Consider the following 16969-nt stretch of genomic DNA (forward strand, 5'->3'; position numbering starts at 1 on the left):
CCCCGTCAGTGCAGGAACCCGGCCAGTCGGGATTCGATGTTGCGCGGGTTCTCGCCCTGGGCGATGGCGATCAGACCCTCGATGATCATCTCGCGCTCGCGGCTGCGGCCGGTGATCACGCTCTTGAGCTTGTTGGCCATCGGCAGGAAGAACAGGTTGGCCGAGGCGATGCCGTAGATGGTGGCGGTGAAGGCGGCGGCGATGCCGTGGCCGAGCTTGCTCGGATCGGCCAGGTTCTTCATCACCGCGATCAGGCCGAACACCGCGCCGACGATGCCCAGCGTCGGCGCGTACACGCCCATCGCCTCGAACACCTTGGCGGCGGCCAGGTCCTCGTGCTCCTGGCCGCCGAGGTCGATTTCCAGCATGTGGCGGATGGATTCCGGCTCGACGCCGTCGACCAGCATCTGCAGTCCCTTGCGCAGGAACGGATCGGCCTGGTCGGCGACCAGCGGCTCCAGCCCCAGCAGGCCCTGCTTGCGCGCGATGTTGCTCCACTCGACGATGCGGCCGACCAGTTCCTCGCGGCCGCGGTTCGGCGGGCGGAACACCCAGCCCAGGATCCTCGCCGCGCGCTTGAACACCGCTGGCGGGGTATGGATGAGGATGGCGGCGATGGTGCCGAGGATGACGATGACGAAGGCCGCGCCCGACCACAGCGAACCCAGGCCGGCCCCTTGAGGATGCTGCCGCCGATCAGCGCCACCAGCGCCAGCAGGATTCCGATGAGGCTGAAAATATCCATGTAATCGGGTATCGGCGCAGGCTGTTCAGACTTGAGCGGGACGGCGGGGCGCGACGGAAACCGGACGCCGGCCCACCGCCCCGGTTGCGATGCACGAGCGGTGCCAATGCCGTGGTTCCACGCCGCGTCTCAGGGGGAACGGCCGGGCAAGGGCGAAAATCGGGAAGCGCGTCGCAGCCTGCGCGGCGAAGCGCTTCAGCCGCCGGCTTCGCGCAGGCCGTCCACGTCGAGGATCAGCGCCATCCGGCCGTCGCCGATCAGGGTCGCGCCGGCGTAGCCGCGCAGGCCGCGCACCGCGCGCGGCAGCGGCTTGATCACCACTTCCTCGCGGCCGCGCACCTGGTCGACGATCAGGCCGAAGCGCTGGTCGCCCATCTGCAGCACCACGATGGTCAGCAGCGGCGTGGAGATCGGCTCGGTGCCCAGCCAGCGCCGCAGCTCGATCAGCGGCAGGGTGGTGGACTGGCGGTCGAGCACCGGCTGGCCGTCGAACCAGCGCAGGCTGGTGGCCGGCGCGTGCAGCACCTCCATCACCCGCGCCAGCGGCAGCGCGTAGACCGGATCGCCGGCCTGCACCAGCAGGGTCGGCAGGATTGCCAGGGTCAGCGGCACGCGGATGACGATGCGGCTGCCGCGGCCGAGTTCGGAATGGATCTGGATCTGCCCGCTCAGTTCGCGGATGCGCGACTGCACCACGTCCATGCCGACGCCGCGGCCGGAGATGTCGGTGACCTCGGCCTTGGTGGAGAAGCCGGGCAGGAAGATCAGGTGCAGGCACTCGTCATGGGTCAGGCGCGCGGCCGCTTCCGGATCGATCAGGCCCTTTTCCAGCGCCTTGGCGCGCAGGCGTTCGGGGTCGATGCCGGCGCCGTCGTCGCGGATCTCGATGGTGACGTAGTCGCCTTCCTGCTGCGCCGACAGCCGCACGTGGCCCTGGCGCGGCTTGCCGCCGGCCTCGCGCAGCGACGGCAGCTCGATGCCGTGGTCGATGGCGTTGCGCACCAGGTGCACCAGCGGGTCGGCCAGCGCCTCGACCAGGTTGCGATCCAGCTCGGTGTCGGCGCCGACCAGCTGCAGGTCCACTTCCTTCTGCAGCGAGCGGGCGACGTCGCGGGCGACCTTGGGGAAGCGCGAGAACACCTTGCCGACCGGCTGCATGCGCGTGCGCATCACCGCCGACTGCAGGCGCGCGGTGGCGATGTCCAGGCTGCTGACCGCGCGGTCCAGCTCTTCGTCGCGGATGCGCGCGCGCAGCGTCTTCAGGCGGTTGCGCGAGAGCACCAGCTCGCCGACCAGGTTGACGATGGCGTCCAGCCGCTTGGTATCCACGCGAATGGTCTGCTCGGCCTCGCCGTTGGCGCGCGCGGCGGCCGGCCTGGCGGCCGGTTTCGGCGCGGGCGGCGCTGGCGGTGCCGGGGCAGGCGACGGGCCGGCGGCCGCCGGCGGCGTGATCGCACCGGGCGCGGCGGCGCCATGCAGCTGATCCAGCAGCGCCTCGAATTCGTCGTCGTCGATCAGGTCCGGGGCGGGTTTCGCCGGCGCCGGCGCGGCGGCCGGGGTGGTCGGCGCGCCCTTGCCGTGCAGCTGGTCCAGCAGCGCCTCGAACTCGTCGTCGTCGATCATGTCCGAAGGCGGCTTGGCCGCTGCCGCGGTGGCGACGGCCACCGCCGCCGGTGCATGCACGTCGAACTGGTCGATCAAGGACTGCGGCGCATGCGGCGGGTCGTCGCCGTCGGCGACCGCGTCGAGCATTTGCTGCAGCCAGTCCAGCGATTGCTGGGCGGCATCGAAATGATGCGGTTCCAGCGTGGCCTGGCCGGCGCGGACCGAGCCCAGCGCCTCCTCGGCGGCATGGCACAGGTTGACCATCGCGGTGATGCCGAGGAAACCGGCGCCGCCCTTGAGGGTGTGGAATCCACGGAACACCGCGTTGAGCTGGGCCGTGTCGGCGACGTCCTGTTCCAGCGCCACCAGCTGCTCGCCCAGGCGATCCAGGATCTCCTGCGCCTCGATGAGGAAGTCGGCGGCGATTTCGGGAGTGACGGCGGACATTGGGGAGGCGGGGATTCGTGATTGGGGATTCGGGATTCGGGAGCGGAGGGCTGGCGTTGGTTCAGCGGAGCGGGAACAGGTCTCGAGCCTTTTCGAATCCCCAATCCCCAATCCCGAATCCCTGCTTCATCACAACCCCAGCCCCGACAACAGATCGTCGGCGTCGCTCTGCGAGAACGCGCCGCGATCCAGGCCGGCCACGGCCGGGCCGGCCAGGCCCTTGCCTTCCGGCGGCGGCAGGCCGAGCGCACCGAAGCCCTCGTGCACGCGGCGCACCGCGCCGGCGACGCGGCGGATGATCTGGCCGGTCAGGTCCTGGTAGCTCTGGGTCAGCGCCAGTTCGGAAAGTTGCGCGCGGATCTGGTCGACCAGCGCAGCCTGCGCGTCGTCGAGCATCGTGGCTTCCAACTGGTCGGCCAGTCCGCGGCAGTGCTCGGCCAGGTCCAGCGTCTTGTGGCTGGCCTGTTCGGTCATCTCGACCACGTGATCCAGGCGCGCGCAGGCGTCGTCCAGGTCGTCGTGGGTGGAGGGCAGTTCGCCCAGCGTCTGCGCCAGTTCGCGCGCGAGCCGGCCCAGGCCCTGCATCATCGGCTGCGTGCGCCAGGCGGCGATGGTGTCCAGTTCGCGGCGCCAGCCGTTCTCGTCGCCCTGTTCCAGCGCGTCGAGCGCATGCTGCAGGCGTTCGGTCAGTTCGGCGCGTGCGCTGGTGGCTTCCGTGGTCGCACCCATGTCAGGCCACCGCTCCCAGGCGCTCGAAGATCTTGCCGAGCTTCTCTTCCAGCGTCTGCGCGGTGAACGGCTTGATGATGTAGCCGTTCACGCCGCACTGCGCGGCCTCGATGATCTGCTCGCGCTTGGCCTCGGCGGTGACCATCAGCACTGGCAGGGTCTTGTAGCGCTCGTCGGAACGGATGGCCTTGAGCAGCTCGATGCCGGTCATGCCCGGCATGTTCCAGTCGGTGACGACGAAGTCGAAGTTGCCCTGTGCCAGCGCGGTCAGCGCGGTCGAGCCGTCGTCGGCCTCGGCGGTGTTGCTGTATCCCAGGTCGTTGAGCAGGTTCTTGATGATGCGGCGCATCGTCGAGAAGTCGTCCACGATCAGGATCCGCATGTTCTTGTTGGCTGTCACTTCTGACTCCGGGAAGTTCTTGTTTTGGGCGCGCGGATCGGGCCGCTCGATGGTCATATCGGCAGGCGGGGGGGAATGTTTAGGGGCCAGGGGCCAGGGGCTAGAGGCTAGGGACGAGGGGCTAGGGACGAGGGGCTAGAGGCTAGAGACTGGCTTGCACCGGAATGCCGGGCAGGCGATGCGCTGTTCACTAGCCCCTAGCCCCTCGCCTCTCGTCCCTAACCCCTCGCCCTCAATCATCTTCCAGACCGGCGTCGACGGTCTCGTACACGTCCAGCCGGCCGCGCAGGCGCAGCATCGCCTGGCCGTGGATCTGGCAGACCCGCGATTCGCTGACGCCCAGCACCGCGCCGATTTCCTTCAGGTTGAGTTCCTGCTCGTAGTACATCGACAGCACCAGCTGCTCGCGCTCGGGCAGCTGGCCGATCGCCTTGATCAGCGACTGGCGGAACTCGCTGCGCTCCAGGTGCTGTTCCGGCGACGGACCGCCGGTGCGCGCGGCGTGCGGCTCGCCGTGGTCGTCGATGTGCGATTCCAGGCTCAGCACCTGGCCGCGCGCGGCGTCCTCCAGCAGGCGCAGGTACTCGGGCAGCGGCATGTCCATCGCCGCGGCCACTTCGGTGGCGATGGCGGCGCGGCCGGTGCGCTGCTCGATCTCGCGCACGGTGGCGGCGGCCTCGCGGGCGCGGCGGTGGACCGAGCGCGGCACCCAGTCGCCGCGGCGGATCTCGTCGATCATCGAGCCGCGGATGCGGATCGAGGCATAGGTCTCGAACGAGGCGCCCTGCTCGGAGTCGTAGCTGCGCGAGGCCTCGATCAGGCCGATCATGCCGGCCTGGATCAAATCGTCGACCTCGACGCTGGCGGGCAGGCGCGCGGCCAGGTGGTGGGCGATGCGGCGCACCAGGTCGGCGTGCCGGGCGACGCAGTCGTTGGCTGCGGCGCGCTGGACGGCCTTGTACTGGGCGGCAGGCGTATTCATGCGGCGACCCCGCGTGCACTGATCATGCGCTCGACGAAGAATTCCACGTTACCACGGGCGCTGGCCGGCGGCTGCCAGCGCGCGGTCAGCCGGGCGATCTCGTTGATGGCCCGCGAGGCCGGGCTGCCCGGGTAGGCCTTGACCACCGGCTGCTGGCGCTGCACGGCGCGGCGCAGCCAGTCGTCCTGCGGCACCGCGCCCAGGTAGTGCAGGGCGACGTCGCCGAGGAAGCGCTCGCATACGCGCGCCAGCTTCTCGTACAGCTTGCGGCCCTCGTTGGGGTCGCGGACCATGTTGGCGATGACGTGCACGCGGTCCACGCCGCGCTCGCGCGAGAGCACCTTGATCAGCGCGTAGGCGTCGGTGATCGAGGCCGGCTCGTCGCAGACCACCACGATGGTGTCCTGCGCGGCCTGGCAGAAGGTCAGCACGCTGTCGGTGATGCCGGCGGCGGTGTCGACGATCATCACGTCCAGTTCGTGCTGCAGCTCGGAGAACACGTTGACCAGGCCGACGTGCTCGGCCGGCTGCAGTTCGGCCATGTGGCGGAAGCCCGACGAGGCCGGCACGATCAGCAGCCCGTCCGGGCCTTCCAGCAGCACGTCGTTCAGTTCGCAGCGCCCGGCGACCAGGTCGGCCAGGGTGTACTTGGGCGACAGGCCCAGCAGCACGTCGACATTGGCCAGGCCCAGGTCGGCGTCCATCAGCAGGGTGCGCTTGCCCATCTCGGCCAGCGCCACGGCCAGGTTGACCGACAGGTTGGTCTTGCCGACGCCGCCCTTGCCGCCGGTCACGGCGATCACGCGCACCGGGTGGAACGCGCCGGCCAGCGGCGGGGTGTCGCGCGGGTTGGTTTCCAGGGGGAAGTCAGGCGACATGAATCGTCTCCGGGGCGCAGGGTTCGTCGGCTTCGCGGCGCAGCTGATCCAGCCGCAGGACCAGGTTGGCGCCGTTGGCGCGGTGCAGATCCTGCGGCACGTGCTGGCCGTCGGCGATCCATACCATAGGCAACTGGTGATCGACGATCACCGACAGCGCGCTGCCCAGCCGGCCGGTCTCGTCGACCTTGGTCAGGACCACGCCGGAGGGGCGGGCGCCGCTGAAGCGGCGGACCACCTCGTCGAGATCGCCGAAATGCGAGTTGGCCGGCAGCACCAGCAGGGTGCGCACCTGGCCGGCCGAGCGCAGCCAGTTGAGCTGGCCGACCAGGCTGCGGTCGCGCTGGCCCAGGCCGGCGGTGTCGATGAGGATCAGCTTGTAGTCGCGCAGCCGATCCAGCGTGCGCGCCAGGCCGGCGTCGCTGTCAGCCTCGTGCACGGCGATGCCGAGCTGGCGGCCGTAGCTGTGCAGCTGCTCGCGGCCGCCCACGCGCACGGTGTCGGTGGTGACCAGGGCGATGTCGCGGGCGTTGTGGCGCTCGGCGTAGGCGGCGGCCAGCTTGGCGATGGTGGTGGTCTTGCCGGCGCCGGTCGGGCCGACCAGGGCGATCACGCCGCCTTCCTCCAGCGGGTCGGTCGGGGCGATCGGCAGCTTCTTCGACAGCAGGCCCAGCATCAGGCCGCGGCCGCGGTGCAGCTCGGTGTCGGCGGGGATCTGCAGGGCGATGTCGCGCTGCAGGCCGGCGTCGAAGCCGTAGTCGTCCATCAGGTCCAGCGCCTGCGCGCGCACCGGCGAGCCGCGCAGGCGCTCGTCGGTCAGGCGGCTCATCTCGCGCTCGATCATCTCGCGCATGGCCGACAGCTCGGCGCGCATCTGCAGCAACTGCTCGTCGTTCTCGCGCGCCTCGGCGGCGGTTTCGACCACGCTCAGCACCGGCGCCGGCGCGGGCTCTTCCGGCAGCGCGGCCGGGGGCGCGATCGGGGGCAGCATCGGCAGGCCGTCGAAATCGGGTTCCTCCGGCGTGGCGGCGACGGGCGCGGGCGTCTGCGGCAGGCAGGCGGCCAGCTTGGCGGCGAAGGAGTCGCTGCCGAAGGCATCGTTGGCCGGCGGCAGCGCGGCCACCGGCGCCGGCGTGGCGGCGGCGGGGACAGCCGGGGCGGCAGCGGCCTTGCGGGGGGCGGGGGGCGGGACGGTGGCCGGCGCTGCGGCGACGGCGGGATTCTGGCGCGAGGTGGCGGCCTTGCCGAAGTAGGCGGCGGCTGCTTCGGCCGGCGAGGGTGCGTGCGACCCGGCAGCGGACGGGTGCGCGGCGCGCGCCGCGGACGATGGCGGTGCCGACTGCAGCATCGCCGACAGCGCATCGGAGGCGGGGCGGTCGCTGAACTGCGGGCCGGCCGGGCGCATCGACTCCAGCGTGCGCTGCACCAGCGCCTCGTCGTAGTTGCTGGCCGCGACGATCTCGATGCCGTCCTCGGTCATCCGGTTGGACAGGATGACCGCGTCCGGACCATGTTCCTGCCGCACCATCGCGAAGGCGGTGCGCATGTCGGGGGCGACGAAGCGTTTGATTTTCATGGCTGGTGGCCGGGAATGGTGATTGGGGATTGGGGAATCGAAACGGCATGGCGATCCCTGTGGAATCCGCCGTATCGCTTTGCCCTGCTTTTACTCGTTCTTGTCATGACTGCTCTCTCCAACTCCGAATCGCTTTGGCGATTCCCCATTCCCTATTCCCCAATCCCGCACCCTCAACTGATGGTTCCCACCAGCTTCAACCGCTTGTCCTCCGGCACCTCGCTGTAGGCCAGCACCGACAGCGACGGGACGCTGTGGCGGACCAGCCGGGCCAGTGCGGCGCGGACCTGGCCGGGGACCAGCACCACCGCCGGTTCGCTGCGTGCTTCCTGCTTGGCGACCACGTCGGCCAGGCTCTGGTGCAGGCGCTCGGCCAGTCCGGGTTCCAGCGCGGCGCCGGTGCCTTGGGTGCTGTCCTGCAAGACACGTTCCAGCGGCGCCGCCAAGGTATAGACGGGCAGCTCGGACGACATGCCGGAGATCTCCTGCACGATGAAGCGACCCAGCGCGGTGCGCACGGCGGCGGTCAGCGCGCCGGGTTCGGGGTTCTGCGGGGCGAACTCGACCAGCGCCTCGGCGATGCGGCGCAGCTGGCGGATCGGCACGCGCTCGACCAGCAGGTTCTGCAGCACGCGCACCACGGTCGACAGCGGCAGCGCCTTCGGGGTCAGGTCCTCGGCCAGCTTGGGCGCGCTCTTGGCCAAGTTGGCCAGCAACTGCTGCACTTCCTCGTGGCCGAGCAGCTCCGGCGCGTGCTCGCGGATCAGGTGCGACAGGTGGGTGGCCACCACGGTGGCCGCATCGACCACCGTGTAGCCCAGCGATTCGGCCATCGCGCGCTGGCTGGGCTGGATCCACACCGCGTCCAGGCCGAACGCCGGATCCTTGCCGGCGATGCCGTCGATGGGGGCGAACGCGCCGCCCGGATCCAGCGCCAGTTCGCGGTCGGGGTGGATCTCGGCAGTGGCCACCGGCACGCCGTGGATCATCAGCCGGTAGCCGTTGGAGGGCAGTTGCAGGTTGTCGCGGATGTGCACCGGCGGGATCAGGAAGCCGAGATCCTGGGTCAGCTTGCGGCGGATCGCCTTGATCCGCGACATCAGCTCGCCGCCCTGGTTCTTGTCCACCAGCGGGATCAGCCGGTAGCCCACTTCCAGGCCCAGCGGATCGACCGGGCGCAGCTCGTCCCAGGTCAGCTCGGCGTTGGGATTGGCGGACGCCGCGCCGCCGGGAGCGGGCAGGGCGGCCGGGTCGTCGTCGCCGGCCGCCGCGGCCGGATTCTGCTCCTTCTTCCATAGCCGCCAGGCGATGTAGCCGAGGACCGCGGCCAGCGTCAAAAAGGCGACGTTGGGCATGCCCGGCACCAGCCCGACCAGGCCCAGCAGCGAGGCGGCCACCGCCAGCGCCTTATGCTGGCCGAAGGCCTGGCTGACCATCGCCCCGCCCATGTCCTGCGCGCGCGAGGCGCGGGTGACCAGCATGGCCACCGCCGAGGACACCAGCAGCGCCGGCAACTGCGCCACCAGGCCATCGCCGATCGACAGCAGGGTGTAGGTCGCCGCGGCGTCGGCCGCCGGCATGCCGTGCTGGAGCATGCCCACGGCGAAGCCGCCGACCAGGTTGATGAACAGGATCAGGATGCCGGCGATGGCGTCGCCGCGGATGAACTTGCTGGCGCCGTCCATCGCGCCGTAGAAGTCGGCTTCCTCGCGCACTTCCTCGCGGCGGGCCTTGGCTTCCTCGCGGGTCAGCAGGCCGGCGTTGAGGTCGGCGTCGATGGCCATCTGCTTGCCGGGCATGGCGTCGAGGATGAAGCGCGCGGTGACCTCGGAGATGCGCCCGGCGCCCTTGGTGATGACCACGAAGTTGATGATGGTCAGGATCGCGAACACCACGATGCCGACCGCGTAGTTGCCGCCGACCACGAACTCGCCGAACGCGGCGATGACCTTGCCGGCGGCCTCATGGCCGTCCTGGCCGTTGAGCAGGATGACGCGGGTGGAGGCGACGTTGAGCGCCAGCCGCAGCATCGTGGTCATCAGCAGCACGATGGGGAAGATGGTGAAGTCCAGCGGCCGGCGCACGTAGACCACCGCCAGCAGCACCACCAGCGAGATGGCGATGTTGAAGCTGAACAGCGCGTCCAGCACCGGCGGCGCCAGCGGCACCACCACCATCGCCAGCAGTGCCAGCACGATCAGCGGCGCGCCCAGGCCGGCGCGCAGCGCGTCCATCATCCGGCGCGAGCCGGCGGCGGCGGGCTGGGCGCTCATGCACGGCCTCCCGGCTTGCCGGCGTGCTCATCGACCTCGACCGCAGGCAGATCCGGGTAGTCGGCCACGCCGCCGCGCCAGGCGCGCAGCTGGTAGACGTAGGACAGGACCTGGGCGACGGCGGCGTAGAGTCTCACGGGGATTTCCCGACCGATTTCGCCTTCCCTATACAAGGCGCGTGCCAACGGCGGCGCCGAGACGATGGCGACCCGGTGCTGCTCGCCCAGTTCGCGGATGCGGAAGGCCAGCTCGTCCACGCCCTTGGCCAGCACCCGCGGGGCGCCCATCTGCCCGGCCTCGTACTTCAGCGCGACCGCGTAGTGGGTCGGGTTGACCACGATCACGTCGGCCTTGGGCACGTCCTCCATCATCCGCCGCTGCGACATCTGCTGCTGCAACTGGCGGATGCGGCCCTTGACCTCGGGACGGCCCTCGGACTCCTTCATCTCCTCGCGCAGTTCCTGCCGGGTCATCTTCAGCTTGCGGGTGTAGTTCCACTTCTGGTACGGCGCGTCGATGGCGGCCAGCAGCACCAGCGCGCCGGCAGTGGCCATCAGCAGGGTGGCGGTGAAGCCCAGTCCGCTGCGCGCGGCGGCCTCCAGCGGCATGGTCAGCAGCCCGCGCAACTGGTCCAGGCCGAGCTTGATGCACAGCGCCGCCGCGCCGCCGACCATGACCACGCGCAGCAGCGACTTGATGAATTCGGCGATGCTCTCCGGGCCGTACAGGCGCTTGAGCCCGGCCATCGGGCTGAGCCGCTTGAAGTCGGGCATCAGCGACTTGGAGGAGAAGCGCAGCCCGCCCATCAGCGTCGGCCCGGCCAGGCCGGCCAGCACGCAGATCGCCGCCACCGGCGCGATCACCAGCAGCAGCTTCAGCAGCAGCGCGCCGGTATGGCCGAACAGCTCGTCGGGGTGCCCGTACAGCGCCGGCGGCGGCGACAGCGCCGCCTTCATCCAGCCCAGCGCGTTGCGCGCCAGCGACGGCGCCATCGCCAGCACCGCCAGCACGCCGGCGCTGAACACCGCGGCGGTCGCCAGCTCGCGCGATCGCGGGACGTTGCCTTTCTCGCGGGCTTCGCGCAGCCGTTTTTCTGTTGGCTGTTCTGTGCGTTCGCCGCTTTCGTCCTGCTCGGCCATGTCGCGCTTTCAGGGGGAGTCGCGTTGGCGTTGCAAGAGTCGTTCCAGTCGGGTGACGGGAATTGGGCGGGGTGGGGCTGGGAATGGGGAATGGGGAATGGGGAATGGGGAATGGGGAATGGGGAAGAGCCTACCGCGGTCGCTCGCCGCCGTTGCTCGTCATCCCAGCTTTCGCTGGGATGACGGCAAAGGGGAAGGATTGCCGTTGCGGTTTTCAGCGGCAGCATGGTTGCGAATCCCGAATCCCGAATCCCGAATCCCGAATCCCCATTCCCCATTCCCCATTCCCCATTCCCCATTCCCCATTCCCCATTCCCCATTCCCCATTCCCAGCTTCAAAACAAATCGTCCGCCATCATGCAACTGTCCCGCCCACCCGACTTGGCCCGGTACAGCGCCGCGTCGGCGCGCGAGAACCAGTCGTGCCAGTCCTCCTCGCAGGCCAGCATCGCCGCGCCCAGCGAGACGGTGATGCGGCCGCCCGGGCCGCGCAGCGAGTTGCGCACGGCCTTGCGCAGCCGCTCGGCCGCGGTCTCCAGCGCGTGCCGGTCGTCCACCCGCAGCAGCATCACGAACTCCTCGCCGCCGAAGCGGAACACCTGGTCGCCGCGGCGCATCTCGAAGCGCAGGATCGCCGCCAGGTCTGCGATGGCGGCGTCGCCGGCGGCGTGGCCGTAGCGGTCGTTGACCTCCTTGAAGTGGTCCACGTCCAGCACCACCAGCCCGTAGCGGCGCTCGCCGCGGCGGTCGGCGACCACCTGCGCGAGCACGCGCTCCATCGTGCGCCGGTTGGGCACGCCGCTGAGCGCGTCGATCGCGGCCAGGGTCTGCAGCTGCGAGCGATCGTCCTGGATGCGGACGGCGAACAGGTAGGAGAACAGCGTGGTCAGCGCCGCGGTCGCCAGCACCGGGATGGCGTGGAAGCCTTCGGTGCCGCTGCCCGGCAGCAGCCACAGCAGGCCCATCATCAGCAGGTTGACGACCAGCGCGAAACGGCCGTCGGCGATGAAGAAGTTGGTCAGCAGGACCAGGTAGACCCAGGTCAGCGCCTCGGCGCCGATGAAATGGTTGGCCGCGACGCAGGCGGCGCTGTTGATCAGGCACAGCGCCTTGCCGGCGCGGCGGCTGTCGCCGGTCAGGCGGGCATAGGACACCGGCGCCAGGATGCAGCCGACGATCGCCAGATCGATCCCCGCGACCAGCAATTCACCGCGCAGCCAGCGATAGATCGCGAACGAACCGATCACCAGCGCGGTGGACAGTCCCAGCAGGGTGATGATTTCCAGGCGGAAATCGCGGGTTCTCAGGTTCATGCCGGATCGGGGTGCGCAAATGCACCCGGGTGCGGGGCCGTGGACGCCGGGGGCCGGCAGGAGGGCCGCGATGCGCGGCTTGCGGTGCGCCCGGCCGCAGGGCGCCGGCCATTATAGGCCGGTGGCCTTGCGTGCCTGCGCCGCCGCCGTCACCTGGCTGAAGCCCGGTTCACGCATCCGGCAGGCAGAGGCGCGGCATCCGGGATCAGGGCGCGAGCAGGCGGAAACGCACCGCTTCGCCGGCCAGCGCCGACGGCGCGACCCACAGGTCGAACTCGCCCGGCTCGGCGGTCAGCCGGTTGTGCGCGTCATGGAAGGCGAGATCGTGGCGGGTCAGGGTGAAGCCCACCTCGGTGGCCTGCCCCGGTTCCAGCCGCAGCTTGGCGAAACCCTTCAGCTCGCGCACCGGCCGCACCCGGCTGGCGACGCGGTCGTGGATGTACAACTGCGCCACTTCCTCGCCGGCCGGGCCGCCGGCATGGCGGATCGCGCAGCGCACGGTCAGCGTGCCGTCCCACCGCAGGGTGTCGCTTTCCAGCACCGGCGCGCCGTACTCGAAGCGCGCGTAGCCGAGGCCATGGCCGAACGGGTACAGCGGCGCATGCGGGATCTCGCGCCAGCGGTTCTTGAACGCCCACGGCTGGTCCGGCAGTTCCGGGCGGCCGCTGCGGGCGTGGTTGTAGAAGTAGGGCTGCTGGCCGGAGTCCAGCGGGAAGCTCACCGGCAGCCGCGCCGACGGGCTGTAGTCGCCGAACAGCACGTCGGCCACCGCGTGCCCGGTCTGGGTGCCGAGGAACCAGGTCACCAGGATCGCCTGCGCGTCGCGCACCGCGCCGTGCAGCGCCAGCGCGCGGCCGTTGCGCAGCAGCGCCACCACCGGCGTGCCGGCGGCGGCCACCGCCTCGGCCAGCGCCTGCTGCGCGGCCGGGATCGTGATGCCCAGGCGCGACTGCGCCTCGCCGCTGTAGTCCTCCGGCTCGCCGATCGCCAGCAGCACCACGTCGGCCGCGCGCGCCGCCGCCACCGCGGCCTCGATGCCGCCTGCCAGCGGCGCCTCGAAGTCGCAGCCGCGCACGATCGCCAGCATGTCCGGATCGTCCAGCGCCGCGCGCAGGCCGCTGGCCAGGTCGACGTCGCGGCTGCGGTCGCCGAAGATGTTCCAGCAGCCGCCGATGTTGTCGCGGTCCTCGCCGAACGGGCCGATCAGGGCGATGCGCTGGCCGGCCTTGCGCAGCGGCAGCACGTCGCCCGCGTTCTTCAGCATCACGATCGAGCGCCGCGCCGCGTCGCGCGCGAGCGCATCGTGCGCGGGCAGGTGCGAGGCGTCGGCCTCGCGCGCCGGATCCAGGCAGCGGTAGGGATCGTCGAACAGGCCGACCGCCGCCTTCACCCGCAGCACCCGCCGCACCGCCTCGTCCAGCGTCGCCAGCGGCAGCGCGCCGCTTTCCACCAGCCCGGCAAGGTGGCGTGCGTAGATGCCGCTCTGCAGGCTCATGTCCAGCCCGGCGTGCAGCGACAGGCGCGCGGCGTCGCGCTCGTCCTCGGCGTAGCCGTGCGCGATCAGCTCGAAGTCGGAGGTGTAGTCGGACACGACGAAGCCGCCGAAGTCCCACTGCCCGCGCAGGATGTCGGTCAGCAGCTCGCGGTTGGCCGAGGCCGGCACGCCGTTGATGTCGTTGAACGAGCTCATCAGCGTCAGCGCCCCGGCCGCGATGCCGGCCTGGAACGGTGGCAGGTGCACCTCGCGCAGCGTCTGCGGCGACATGTCGGTGCTGCTGTAGTCCAGCCCGGCGGCGACCGCGCCGTAGGCGGCGAAATGCTTCAGCGTGGCCAGCAGCGAGTCGGGCGCGGTGAGGTCCTCGCCCTGGAAGCCCTGCACGCGCGCGACCGCGAACGCGCTGGCCAGGTGGGTGTCCTCGCCCGAGGTCTCGGCCACGCGGCCCCAGCGCTGGTCGCGGGCGACATCGACCATCGGCGCGAAGGTCCAGTGCAGGCCGGCGGCGGTGGCCTCGACGGCGGTCGCGCGCGCGGTGCGCCGCGCCAGTTCCGGCTCGAAGCTGGCCGCCTCGGCCAGCGGGATCGGGAACACCGTGCGCATGCCGTGGATCACGTCGGCGCCGAACAGCAGCGGGATGCCGAGCCGGCTTTCCTCCACCGCGATGCGCTGCGCCTCGCGCCCCTCGGCCGCGCCCACGCCGTTGAACAGCGCGCCGACGCGGCCGGCGCGGATCTGCCCGCGCACCTGCTCGGCGTCGCGGGCGAAGGTCTCCGGGTTGACCTCGAAGGCGAACGGCCGCACCGCATCGGCGAACGCGCCCAGCTGCCCGATCTTCTCCTCCAGCGTCATCTGCGCGATCAGCGCTTCCACGCGGGCGTGCAGGTCCATCGGCATCGGGCGGCTCCAGCGGGGGATTGCGAAAGCCGGGATTATGAAAACGTTTTCAAGGCCGGTCAATCCAGCGGCTGATTCGTTCGAAGGGGGTGATTCGGCTCCCTTTGCCAGCCGTCAGCCCAGCGCAAGCCGGGATGATGGGCGAAAGGGAGGGAGGCGCATGCCCGACCGTGCCGCGGCGATACGTCCACGCGCCTTCACTTGTCGCAGGTCCACTCCGGCGGCGGGCACACCGGGCGCTGTTCCGGCGGCAGGTTCGTCAACAGGCCGGCGCAATCGACCAGCAGTTCGCCGGTGCGATTGTCGTAGTAGGCCGGCGTGCCGTCCGATCGCGGGTCGTATCCCAGCCGGACCAGGCCGTTGCAGAAGGCCATCGGTACCTCGTGGGTGACGGACGCATTCGCACGGAGCCGTGGATGCAGCGCGTTCCGCTTCAAGCAGGACGCGGCCGCGACAGCCAGCAGCAAGACAAGGAGGGCGAACCACATGATCTTGTTCATGGACATCTCCGGGAAGGCGGCGATGGTCGCCGGTTGCCGGGTCGAACGGCCGTCTGCCCGCAACGGGGTCGAGCGGTCTACGCGGCGAGGATTTCCAGCGTGCGGTGCACCCGCGGTACCGCCAGCGCGGGCGTGCCGCCGGTGACGGCCACCGCGCGCAGGCCGTGCTGGTAGCTCTGCCAGAGCAGTTCGTCGGCGTGGGCGATGTCGACCATGCGGAACTGGCCGGCGGCGATGCCGCGCGCCAGTTCGCGCCGCACCGGTTCGCGCAGGCGGTGCAGGGTGGCGTCGAACTCGGCCTCGATCCGGCAGGACCAGCGCGCCGACACGCCCCACAGCGCGGGGAACGCGACGAAGATCGCCATGTCCTCGCGCGCGGTCCACAGGTAGAAGTCGAGGATGCGGCGAGCGCAGGTCGTGTGCCGGTCCAGCGGCGGCGCCACGCGCGCGGCGTAGTCGCGGATCAGCAGCGTGGCGATGATGTCGGCCTTGGTCTCGAAATGCAGGGTGACCCCGCGCGCGCTCAGGCCGGTGGCGCGACCCAGGTCCTGCAGCGTGGTCTGCTCGAAACCCTTGCTGAAGAACAGCCTGCGCGCCGCTTCCAGCACCGCCTCACGGGTTTCCTGGCTGGACCGCCTCTTGAGCGGAACGATCGGATTCACGCGGACTCCCCCTCAGGACGCGTCAGGGAATTCTATGCCGTGCCAGGCCGGAGGTGATCCGTGCCGCGTCAGGCGCTGATCTGGCGGGCCGCGTCGAAGGACAGGTCGAAGATGCGCTGCACCGGCGGGCCGAGTTCGCCGGCCAGCAGCGCCAGCAGGAACAGGCCCAGCAGCAGCGCGGTGGGCAGGCCGAGCTGGATGGGGTTGAGCGCCGGCGCGGCGCGGCCCAGCACGCCGAAGGCCAGGTTGACCGCCAGCATCGCCACCATCACCGGCAGCGCCAGGCCCAGCGCGGCGCGCAGCACCTGCATGAAGAACGTCGGCGCCACCGCCAGCATCGCCGCGGTGTCGGGCAGCGCGTGGCCCACCGGCAGCGCGCGGTAGCTGTCCACCAGCAGCGAGACCAGCGCCAGATGGCCGTTGAGGGTGAAGAACAGCAGGCCGAAGGCCAGGTAGAACCACTGGCCGACCACGCCGGAGTTGACCCCGCGCAGCGGATCGGACATCTGCGCGAACGCCAGGCCGGTGCCCTGAGAGATCAGTTCGCCGGCCAGCGCGCCGGCCTCGAACGCCAGCCGCAGCATGAAGCCCATGCTCACGCCCAGCGCCAGTTCGCGCAGCACGGTCAGCACGGTCGGCGCATCGAAGGCGATCTGCGCCGGCGGCGCCGGCAGCATCGGCATCAGCGCCATCGCCAGCGCCGCGGCGACGATGACCCGCACCCGCACCGACACCGCGCGGGTGCCGATCAGCGGCGCGGCCATCAGCAGCGCCCCGGTCCGCAGCAGGGTCCACAGCACCGCATTGATCATCGCAAAGGCCTGCTGGCCGTCGATCACCATTTGGGTTGCGGAGTCCATTGGAGCAGGAGTGAGCGGAGAGGAGTGAGGAGTGAGTAAGAGCGAGGCGGGGGATGTCAGGGTGAGGAAGGAGAAAAAACGGTGAGTTGGGCAGTATCAGACCTGGAGCGGTTTCACTCACTCCTCACTCCTCTCCGCTCACTCCTCGCTCTTCCCAGTCTTCAGCCAATCAAATGCGGCAACCGCTGGAACAACTGCGTCGTGTACTCGACCAGCGTGCCCATCAGCCAGCTTCCGGTGGCGAACAGCGCCGCGGTCAGCGCGACCGCCTTGGCGACGAAGGCGATGGTTGGCTCGTTCAACTGCGTCGCGGCCTGGATCACGCCGACCACCACGCCGACCACCAGCACCACCAGCAGCAGCGGGCCGGCCACCCAGAGCGCGATTTCAAGGCCGCCGCGCAGTTCGGTCAGGGCTAGTTCGGGAGTCATTTGGGAGCGAGGAGTGAGCGGAGAGGAGTGAGGAGTG

At 70.4% G+C, this 16969-nt stretch carries 14 protein-coding genes and 1 pseudogene; all 15 read right to left on the bottom strand.

Annotated features, from left to right (window positions below; translation table 11 throughout):
- Positions 1–5: 5 nt before the first annotated feature.
- The 15 genes and pseudogenes from AAG688_RS07930 to AAG688_RS08000 all read right to left on the bottom strand — a co-directional run bounded on the left by AAG688_RS07930 (position 6) and on the right by AAG688_RS08000 (position 16932).
- Positions 6–745: pseudogene (locus AAG688_RS07930) on the bottom strand (flagellar motor protein).
- Positions 746–940: 195 nt separating this feature from the next.
- Positions 941–2797, bottom strand: coding sequence for a chemotaxis protein CheA (locus tag AAG688_RS07935; RefSeq protein WP_411834795.1), 1857 nt, complete (start codon positions 2795–2797; stop codon positions 941–943).
- A gap of 129 nt (positions 2798–2926) precedes the next feature.
- Positions 2927–3526, bottom strand: a complete 600-nt coding sequence (locus tag AAG688_RS07940; protein ID WP_411834796.1) for a protein phosphatase CheZ — start codon at positions 3524–3526, stop codon at positions 2927–2929.
- Position 3527: 1 nt separating this feature from the next.
- Complete coding sequence (locus AAG688_RS07945) at positions 3528–3908, bottom strand: chemotaxis response regulator CheY (protein WP_411834797.1); 381 nt, start codon at positions 3906–3908, stop codon at positions 3528–3530.
- A 250-nt stretch (positions 3909–4158) separates the two neighbouring features.
- Positions 4159–4908, bottom strand: coding sequence for an RNA polymerase sigma factor FliA (locus AAG688_RS07950; protein WP_411834798.1), 750 nt, complete (start codon positions 4906–4908; stop codon positions 4159–4161).
- On the bottom strand, positions 4905–5786 hold the full coding sequence (locus AAG688_RS07955) for a MinD/ParA family protein (RefSeq protein WP_411834800.1): 882 nt from the start codon (positions 5784–5786) through the stop codon (positions 4905–4907). Before AAG688_RS07955 ends, AAG688_RS07950 begins: the two co-directional genes overlap by 4 nt.
- A complete protein-coding gene (flhF, locus tag AAG688_RS07960; RefSeq protein ID WP_411834801.1) occupies positions 5776–7362 on the bottom strand; it encodes a flagellar biosynthesis protein FlhF in 1587 nt (528 codons plus the stop codon). Before flhF ends, AAG688_RS07955 begins: the two co-directional genes overlap by 11 nt.
- Positions 7363–7535: 173 nt before the next feature.
- Complete coding sequence (gene flhA, locus AAG688_RS07965; RefSeq protein WP_411834802.1) at positions 7536–9635, bottom strand: flagellar biosynthesis protein FlhA; 2100 nt, start codon at positions 9633–9635, stop codon at positions 7536–7538.
- Complete coding sequence (gene flhB / locus AAG688_RS07970) at positions 9632–10774, bottom strand: flagellar biosynthesis protein FlhB (protein WP_411834803.1); 1143 nt, start codon at positions 10772–10774, stop codon at positions 9632–9634. Before flhB ends, flhA begins: the two co-directional genes overlap by 4 nt.
- A 335-nt stretch (positions 10775–11109) precedes the next feature.
- The gene (locus AAG688_RS07975; protein ID WP_411834804.1) at positions 11110–12087 is read right to left on the bottom strand and encodes a diguanylate cyclase; all 978 of its coding nucleotides are present in this window, start codon (positions 12085–12087) and stop codon (positions 11110–11112) included.
- 205 nt (positions 12088–12292) lie between these two features.
- On the bottom strand, positions 12293–14479 hold the full coding sequence (locus AAG688_RS07980; RefSeq protein ID WP_411834806.1) for a glycoside hydrolase family 3 N-terminal domain-containing protein: 2187 nt from the start codon (positions 14477–14479) through the stop codon (positions 12293–12295).
- 197 nt (positions 14480–14676) lie between these two features.
- The gene (locus tag AAG688_RS07985) at positions 14677–14979 is read right to left on the bottom strand and encodes a hypothetical protein (RefSeq protein ID WP_411834807.1); all 303 of its coding nucleotides are present in this window, start codon (positions 14977–14979) and stop codon (positions 14677–14679) included.
- A gap of 77 nt (positions 14980–15056) precedes the next feature.
- Positions 15057–15641: a TetR/AcrR family transcriptional regulator gene (locus AAG688_RS07990; RefSeq protein ID WP_411834808.1), complete on the bottom strand. Its 585-nt coding sequence runs from the start codon at positions 15639–15641 to the stop codon at positions 15057–15059.
- A 68-nt stretch (positions 15642–15709) separates the two neighbouring features.
- Complete coding sequence (gene fliR, locus AAG688_RS07995; protein WP_411834809.1) at positions 15710–16501, bottom strand: flagellar biosynthetic protein FliR; 792 nt, start codon at positions 16499–16501, stop codon at positions 15710–15712.
- A gap of 161 nt (positions 16502–16662) precedes the next feature.
- Positions 16663–16932: a flagellar biosynthetic protein FliQ gene (locus AAG688_RS08000; protein ID WP_411834810.1), complete on the bottom strand. Its 270-nt coding sequence runs from the start codon at positions 16930–16932 to the stop codon at positions 16663–16665.
- Between the last annotated feature and the right edge of the window lie 37 nt (positions 16933–16969).

Source organism: Pseudoxanthomonas mexicana, from assembly GCF_046736355.1.
In the GTDB taxonomy this organism is placed as follows: Bacteria; Pseudomonadota; Gammaproteobacteria; order Xanthomonadales; family Xanthomonadaceae; genus Pseudoxanthomonas_A; species Pseudoxanthomonas_A mexicana_B.